The sequence below is a fragment of the Pseudoselenomonas ruminantium genome (assembly GCF_900113715.1).
Lineage (GTDB): Bacteria > Bacillota > Negativicutes > Selenomonadales > Selenomonadaceae > Selenomonas_A > Selenomonas_A caprae.
Genome location: NZ_FOQK01000033.1, coordinates 26232 through 33833, shown reverse-complemented (window position 1 = coordinate 33833; position 7602 = coordinate 26232). Strand labels below are relative to the sequence as shown.

The 7602-nt window shown below is 55.9% G+C and carries 7 protein-coding genes and 1 rRNA gene; 6 read left to right on the top strand and 2 right to left on the bottom strand.

The window, feature by feature from the left end; translation table 11 throughout:
- The first annotated feature begins 44 nt into the window (after positions 1-44).
- Both rrf and mscL read left to right on the top strand, forming a co-directional pair.
- Positions 45-161 (top strand): 5S ribosomal RNA (gene rrf / locus BM181_RS13705).
- 128 nt (positions 162-289) lie between these two features.
- Positions 290-721, top strand: a complete 432-nt coding sequence (mscL, locus tag BM181_RS13700) for a large conductance mechanosensitive channel protein MscL (RefSeq protein WP_218150127.1) — start codon at positions 290-292, stop codon at positions 719-721.
- 133 nt (positions 722-854) lie between these two features.
- Here mscL and BM181_RS13695 read toward each other — a convergent pair whose 3' ends face one another.
- Complete coding sequence (locus BM181_RS13695) at positions 855-2234, bottom strand: hypothetical protein (RefSeq protein ID WP_075445689.1); 1380 nt, start codon at positions 2232-2234, stop codon at positions 855-857.
- Positions 2235-2747: 513 nt separating this feature from the next.
- On the opposite strand from BM181_RS13695, the gene panC reads away from it, so the two are divergent.
- Together panC and panD are read left to right on the top strand one after the other, a co-directional pair.
- Positions 2748-3605, top strand: coding sequence for a pantoate--beta-alanine ligase (gene panC / locus BM181_RS13690; RefSeq protein WP_075445688.1), 858 nt, complete (start codon positions 2748-2750; stop codon positions 3603-3605).
- A 1-nt stretch (position 3606) separates the two neighbouring features.
- A complete protein-coding gene (gene panD, locus BM181_RS13685; RefSeq protein WP_075445687.1) occupies positions 3607-3990 on the top strand; it encodes an aspartate 1-decarboxylase in 384 nt (127 codons plus the stop codon).
- A gap of 12 nt (positions 3991-4002) precedes the next feature.
- On the opposite strand, the gene BM181_RS13680 is transcribed toward panD, so the two are convergent.
- Complete coding sequence (locus BM181_RS13680) at positions 4003-5403, bottom strand: MATE family efflux transporter (protein WP_075445686.1); 1401 nt, start codon at positions 5401-5403, stop codon at positions 4003-4005.
- Between the two features lie 80 nt (positions 5404-5483).
- On the opposite strand from BM181_RS13680, the gene BM181_RS13675 reads away from it, so the two are divergent.
- Together BM181_RS13675 and BM181_RS13670 are read left to right on the top strand one after the other, a co-directional pair.
- Complete coding sequence (locus tag BM181_RS13675) at positions 5484-6323, top strand: MerR family transcriptional regulator (RefSeq protein WP_075445685.1); 840 nt, start codon at positions 5484-5486, stop codon at positions 6321-6323.
- Positions 6324-6396: 73 nt separating this feature from the next.
- Entirely contained in the window at positions 6397-7581 is a 1185-nt protein-coding gene (locus BM181_RS13670; protein WP_075445684.1) for a multidrug effflux MFS transporter, read from the top strand.
- The last annotated feature ends 21 nt before the right edge of the window (positions 7582-7602 follow it).

The window sequence follows — 7602 nt, the reverse complement described above, 5'->3', positions numbered from 1 at the left end:
TCTTCTGTATAGTTTTGAGTGGACATGGTTCATTCAATCAAATATCTGGTGACGCTGGCTATGTGGTTCCACCTGTTCCCATACCGAACACAGTAGTTAAGCACATATACGCCGAAAGTACTTGTCTGGAGACGGACTGGGAGGATAGGGAGTTGCCAGTTAAGCAAAAGACATTCACGTTGTGGATGTCTTTTTTTGTATTGCAGGCAGAAGGGATTTTTTATTCCTTGTGGAATATGTTTAGCGTGGGAGTGCATTCCAATTTTCTCTCCAGGAAAGGAGTATATCTATGGTAGAAGAATTCAAGAAGTTTATCATGCGTGGCAATGTGCTTGATATGGCTGTCGGTATCATCATCGGTGCTGCCTTTGGCAAGATTGTCACGTCCTTTGTCAACGATGTGCTGATGCCGCCGATTGGTCTCATTTTGGGGCAAGTGGATTTCTCCAATCTGTTCATCAATCTGTCGGGCACGCCAGCGGCAACATTGGCTGAAGCAAAGGCCGCAGGCTTACCGGTCATTGCTTATGGTTCCTTCCTCAATGCGGTCATTGATTTCCTGATCGTGGCTTTTGCTATCTTCATGCTGATTAAGCAGGTGAACCGCATCATGCCGAAAAAGGAGGAGGAGCCTGCCAAGGAACCGCGTCTTTGCCCTTACTGCAAGACGGAGATTCCTGACGAGGCGACGAAATGCCCGCATTGCACGTCGGAGCTCTAAGGACGTAGCGGGGCAGGGATTCATCAGACTACGGATGTCAACAAAAAGAAACGCTGCGAAGAGGAGGAACATGAGGCATCTCTTCGCAGCGTTTCTTTTTATGCTAGGGTTTTGTTTGGCGGATAGGGGAAACTCACTTTGCCAAGAGCTTGCCGCCGCCAGGCAGGCCGTAGGTCTTGCCACCAAGGGCAGGATTGGCATTCTTGTCATAGTAGATTTTATGGCCGTTGCTTTGGATATTGGCAAAGGTGCTGTCTTCTGCATTCATGACTGTGAGATAGGAGTCAGCAGTCACATGCCAGACAGCATCCTTGCTTAACTGCAACACAGCCTTGTCGGCCTGGTAGTCCTCGTTGAAGGAGCCTGTCCAGTTTGCGCCGCTGCCAAGATTCAGTGTCACCTGACTGATGTTGTTGGCCAGGATCTTGCCATTGAGCTGCTGGTTGCAGGCATTCAGGGTAAAGATGCCGCCATTCTTATCCTCACTGCCCCAACGGTCGCTGGTGGCCTTTACAAGCACATCGCCGGTTTGGCAGAGCTGCGTGTTTTCGAGGTTGGCAACAGCGGTGGTATTGGTGATGTAGAACATTGGGCCAGCAGACTGATTGTTGAGTGTTGAATCCTTGGCCGTGAAGCTGGCTTTGCCGATGCCGGCATCGCCCGAAAAGCTCTGGTAGAGCATGATGCCGTGTTTGATATGACCGGTCAGGCACGAATGATCCAGTGTGATGGAGTTCTTACCCTCGACGACAGCAATCTCGCTGCCCGCAGCCTCGCCGCTGCCGTTGGTCAGCTGGATATTGCCGGTGGAGTAGATGCAAGGACTGCCTTCGCCAGACGTCGTAAGCTTGGCGCCATTTACGATGACGTTGCCTTCGCCACGGTCGGTGGCGAGGGCGCCGCAATGTGCTCCTTCCGTCGTGATGTCGACATCTTGGGCCTCGATCGTGCCGCCATAGGTTGCATCGAGACCGCGGGAGGAGTTGTTCTTTGTGTGGATGACGATGTGCTCTGCTTTGATATTGGCAGCCTGGCCTGTGGCGAAAATCGCATTGGCGCCATCGGCATCGGAAGTCAGCGTGATGTTGCGGAGTATGGCGGTGCTGTTGCTAGCGAGGAACACAGCATTCTGGCCGGAGAAGTTGCTGGCATCGGCGCTCGAGGTGTCGCCGGTCTTGTTCAGTGCCGAGTTGGTCAGCGTGATAGAACCGCCCTTGCGGACCAAGAAGGCGCTCTCATCGCGGTGGCCGGCATTGAGGGTGAGGCCGTCCACCGTGAGGTTCTCGTCATCGACGATCTGGCAGGCCGTGAGCTCAGAGGCGTCAACCTCCCGCATCGCGGGGCCAGCTGGCATGGCTGGCGGTGGCCCAGGCACAGGGCCCGCCAGATTGAAGCTCAGTGGTCCGTTGGCATGGTTAGCTGGCTGGCAGGCGCCATAGCTATTGACGCTGGCACAGATGGTGATGGCAAGCGCTGCTGCCAGCATATGGTATTTCTTGCTCATTCGGGACATGAAAAGTCACTCCTTATTGATTAGTCCGCTAATTATAAAGGGAATTGATTAAAACTACTGGTATGCATAGTTATAATTGCATTATAAATCCTGTGGATAAAACGTATCCCCGCTGCGGTTCAGGTTATCCACAGGATTTTGTGGTTTATCCGCTGTATTTTGGGCATAAATGCGCTTTCCCGCCAGATAAGTCACCTACTTATCCACAATATACACAGGAACTTAACCACACAATGTGGATAAGTCCCTGTGTATTTGCTATTTGGGGACAGATGTGTTAGCATAAAGCATGTGGCAGAAGATGACATCACTCTGGTGAGTTATACTTTTTCCCAAGCAATCCATAGTTACGTATCATTGGGGTACTGCTTAGATCCATAGGACTAAGACAGGAAAGGATATCCGTGTATTCGTGCGCCTTTCAGGTCTGGCCTGAAGGGCGTTTTTTGGTTGCTGGGCCAGTTGCTTCTTTTGCCTCGAAATCTACAGTGCTAGGAAGAGAGGTAACATGAGATGAAAATTTTACGGACGGTCAAAGAGATCCAAGCCTATGCAGGAGATATGAAGGCTGCGGGCAAGACCATCGGCCTTGTGCCGACTATGGGGGCTTTGCATGAGGGGCATCTGACACTTATGCGGGCAGCGCGGGAAAAATGCGATATCGTCATTGCGTCGGTATTCGTCAATCCGACCCAGTTCGGCCCGAATGAGGATTTTGATGCGTATCCGCGCCGCTTTGACGAAGACTGTGAGAAGCTGGCGACGGTGCCGGTTGACGCGGTATTCCATCCAGAGCCGGCAGAAATGTATCCTGAGGGGTATTGTACGTATGTCAATGTGGAGGGCGATATCACCAAGAAGCTTTGCGGGGCACAGCGGCCGGGGCATTTCCGCGGCGTAGCGACAGTCGTCACGAAACTTATGAATCTTTCACGGGCTGATGAGGCATTCTTTGGTCAGAAGGATGCCCAGCAGGTTGTTGTCATCCGCCGTTTTGTCGAGGATCTCAATATCAATGTCCATATCCATATGGTGCCAATCGTGCGCGAGGAAAATGGCCTGGCGCGCAGCTCGCGCAATCAGTACCTTTCGCCAAAGGAAAAAGAAGCTGCGCTGATTCTTTCGCGCAGCCTTCAGCGGGCCAAGGAGGCGTACTCGTTTGGCGAGCGTGAGCCGGAGAAAATCAAGCAGGTAGTGATCGATACGCTTGCCACGGAGCCGTTGGCCGCCATTGATTACGTCGATATCTATTCGTTCCCCGCCTTGCAGCCAATTGCAACGGTCGATGGGCAGGCCTTGCTGGCGATTGCGGTACGCATCGGGACAACGCGGCTGATCGATAATGTAATCCTGGGCAAGGAGGGCGAATAATATGATGCTCAATTTGCTCAAAGGTAAGATACATTGTGCGACGGTGACGGAGGCCAATCTCCAGTATATGGGCAGCATCACGATTGATGAAGCGCTTATGGAGAAGGCGGGCATCCTGCCGAATGAACGCGTGCAGGTGGTCGACAACAACAATGGTGCACGGCTGGAGACCTATACGATTCCAGGGCCGCGGGGCTCGGGTGTCATTTGCCTCAATGGTGCGGCTGCCCGTTGCGCTCAGGTTGGCGATGTCGTCATCATCATGGCCTATGCTTTCTTTACGGAAGATGAGGCGCGGGCTTGGAAGCCCAAGGTCGTTATGGTCGATGCTGAAAATAAAATAAAAGAAGTCCGGCAGGTGGAGTACCACGGCCAGACCTCGTAAGTGAGCGGAAAATCAACTTTCGGTTTGCACCATGCCAGCGGCATGCCGGGCCTTCCCCTTGGGGGAAGGCTCTTTTGTTTGCTGCAGGGCTTTCCAGGTGCTGTGCAGGCAATACGCTGTCAGCAGCAGGGCGGCAGCATCGGCCGCTGGCACGGCAAGCCATACGCCGGTGATGCCCCACACTCCGGGCAGGAGTAGCAGGAAGATCACGATGCCGGCGAGATTGCGCACGAAGGACAGCAGTGCAGAGGTCCTGCCATCGGACAGGGCGGTGAAGAAGCCCGAGGCGAAGATGTTGAAGCCGACGAGCAGGAAGCTCAGCGAGAACAGCAGCAGTCCCGTGAGGGTGAGGGCAAAGACGTGACCGCCAGCTGGCAGGAACAAGGTGATGAGCGGTGATGCGAGCAGGCGCGCGGCCGAAAAGGCCAGCAGGCTGAAGACGGCAATGACGCCCAGGCTGAGCCGCAGCAGGCGGACGAGCTCGGAGCGTCTGCCTGCGCCATGGTTGTAGGAGAAGATGGGGGCGACGCCATTGGTGAAGCCCATGAGGATGGAGGTCAGGAGCATTTCGGCATAGAGGATGACGGAAATGGCAGCAACGCCATCCTCTCCGGCCAGCTGGAAGGTTATCCGGTTGAACAGCAAGGTGACAAGTCCGACGGACAGCTGGGTCACGAGCTCGGAGACGCCATTGCCGCAAGCTGTGCGCAGCACGGCAAATTCAGCGCGGAAGGCGCAGAAGCGCAGCGTGCGGCTGAAACGGGTGAAATAGACAAGGCCGATGGTGGCGGCGAGCAGGTCAGCCAGCCCTGTAGCCAGTGCAGCCCCCGCGATGCCGAGCCCTCCATGCGCCAGCAGGACATAGTCGAGGACGGCATTGGCAAGGCCGCTGAAGATCGATACGAGAAAGCCCTGGCTGGGACGACCGTCGGCGATATAGAAAGCGTTGAAGATGACCATCAGGGCGGCGGCGGGGAAAAAGGGCAGTAACAGGCCGAGATAGAGACGGCAGTCGGCAAACAGCTGGGGGCTGGCGCCGAGGAAAGTCAATAGCGGCGTGAAGAACAGCGCGATGACCAAGGCCAGCAGCAGGCCCGTGGCTGCGGCAGCCACGGTAAGCCAGGTGAAGCGGCGGGAGGCGGCTGCGGTGCGCTGCTCGCCAAGGTTCTTGGCAACGAGGGCCGAGCCGCCGGTGGCCAGCATGATGGCCAGTCCGAAGATCAGATTGATGGCCGGATAGACGATGTTGGAGGCTGCAAGGGCTGAGGCGCCTGCATAGCGGCCGATGAAGATGCCATCGGTCACCGTGTAGAGGGAGATGACGAGCATCATGCCGATGGAGGGGGCGGCAAAGCGCAGCAGCGGGAAAATAGTGAACCGCTGCGCCAGCGGTGTGGAGTCGCTATTTTGCATAAGTACCTTTCCTTTCCTGTGGGTTTCTTGTATAGTTATCTTAAAGGATACAGTAACTGTAATGTCAAGGGGGAGTGGCGATGAAGCGGCGGGTTACCTTCCATACGGGCGAGTTTGCCAAGATTGTCGGGGTCAACAAGCGCACGCTGCATTATTATGATGAGCAGGGCATCTTCAAGCCCGATCATGTTGAGCCGAATGGCTACCGCAGCTATTCATTCCGGCAGTTCTATCCCTTCTATCTCCTGCGCATGCTGCGGGATATGGGCCTGGAGCTGGCCGAAATCAAGGAGTACATGGAGAACCGCAGTCCCGAGCGTCTCGATTGCCTGCTGGCTGAACAGCAGGCGTGGCTGGAGGCGGAGCAGGAAAAGCTCCGGCGGCAGCTGCGCGTCGTGGAAAGCCAGCGCCATCTCCTGTCGCTGGCGCGGACGGTGGTCTGTGGCCGCGTCGAGGAGCAGGAACTGCCTGCGGCGCGGCTTGTCCTGTCGCGGGATGTGCGGCGTGCCGCAGCGCGGGAAGACTGGCCGCTGGTCGAGCGCATCGCGACGGAGCATGAGCGGCAGGTGGCGGAGCAGCAGATCAGTGCCGGCTTCGGGGTCGGGGCGATGGTGGCAGCCCGCGATTTCCTGCAGGCGGGCACTGAGGGCATTCTGAGCCATTTCTTCACCGTGGTTGGCAGCTCCTATCGGGGCATTGCGCGCGAGTACCGCTATCGGCGTCCGGCAGGCACGTATCTGGTGACGTATTTCCAAGGGGAATACGATGACACCGCCAAGGCTTATGCGCTGCTGCGCCGCTATATTGCGGTGCATGGGTGCAGAACCGGCCCCTTTTCCTATGAGGAAAGCATTCTGGAGAACATGAGCATGAATGATCCGCGTGGGTTCATCACGCGGATTGCCGTGCAGAAATTATAATGCAGTTCTAATCAAATATTTAAGAAAACCTTGTTAAAATAGGCTCATTATGCGCATGAGAAAGGACGAAGTTATGCAAATGACAAATAAGACGCGCTTGTGGCTGACGGTGTTTCTAGGCATCATGTCAGCGATGGCGCCGCTTTCGACCGATATGTATTTGCCGGCTCTGCCGACCGTGCAGAACGACTTGGGGATTTCAGCTTCGCTGGCCCAGCTGACATTGACGATGACCATCATCGGCATGGCAATCGGCCAGATTTTCACGGGGCCGGTAAGTGACCGCTATGGCCGCCGTGGTCCGCTGTTTATCGGCATGCTCCTGTTCATTCTGGCGACAGCGGGCTGCGTTTGGGCGCAGGATATCCGGCTATTCCTGCTCTGCCGCTTTTTGGCTGGCTTTGCTGGCGCCAGTGGCATTGTCATCGCACGTGCGATTGCCCGCGATGTCTGCGAGGGCGCAGAGCTCACGCGCTTCTTTGCCCTGTTGATGATGGTGAATGGCCTGGCCCCGATCATTGCACCGGTGCTGGGCGGCCAGATCCTCCTGTTCACGAGCTGGCGCGGCGTGTTCGTGGTGCTGGTGTTTATCGGTATTTTGCAGGCTTTGGCTACGCTGGTATACAAGGAGACCTTGCCGCAGGAACAGCGGCTCAAGGGCCTCAGCGAATCGTTCCGCAAGTATCCGCAGCTCTTGCGTGACCGGTATTTTCTCGGCCATTGCCTGCTGCAGTGCTTTGTCTTCGGGGCCTTTTTTTCGTATTTGGCGGGGTCGTCGTTTGTCTTCCAGAATATCTATCAGGTATCGCCGCAGACTTTCAGCCTGATTTTCGGATTCATTGGCCTGGGCTTGATGCTGGCCGGGCTGCTGCCGGCACGCCTGGCTGGCCGGGTGCCTGATGTAAAGCTCTTAAAGGCGGGGGTATTGCTGCCGCTGGCAGGTTCGCTATTCCTGCTGGCGGGCTTCGTGCTGGATGCGCCCATTGGCTATACGGTGGCAGTACTGTTCGTCACGGTCGTGCCACTGTCGGTCATGGGCTCAGCCAGTTTTTCGCTGGCACTTTCGCGCCAGGGCAAGAATGCTGGCAGTGCCAGTGCGCTCGTGGGATTTTTCTCGATGATCCTTGGGGCCTGCATGATGCCGGTAGTTGGCATCATGGGCGACCATACGGCCGTGCCGATGGGCATCATCATGGTAGCCGGCTATGCGCTGGGCGTACTGTGTTTCTATACGATGATTGCGCCAGCGCATAAATAAGACAACAAAAGAAGGTGTGGC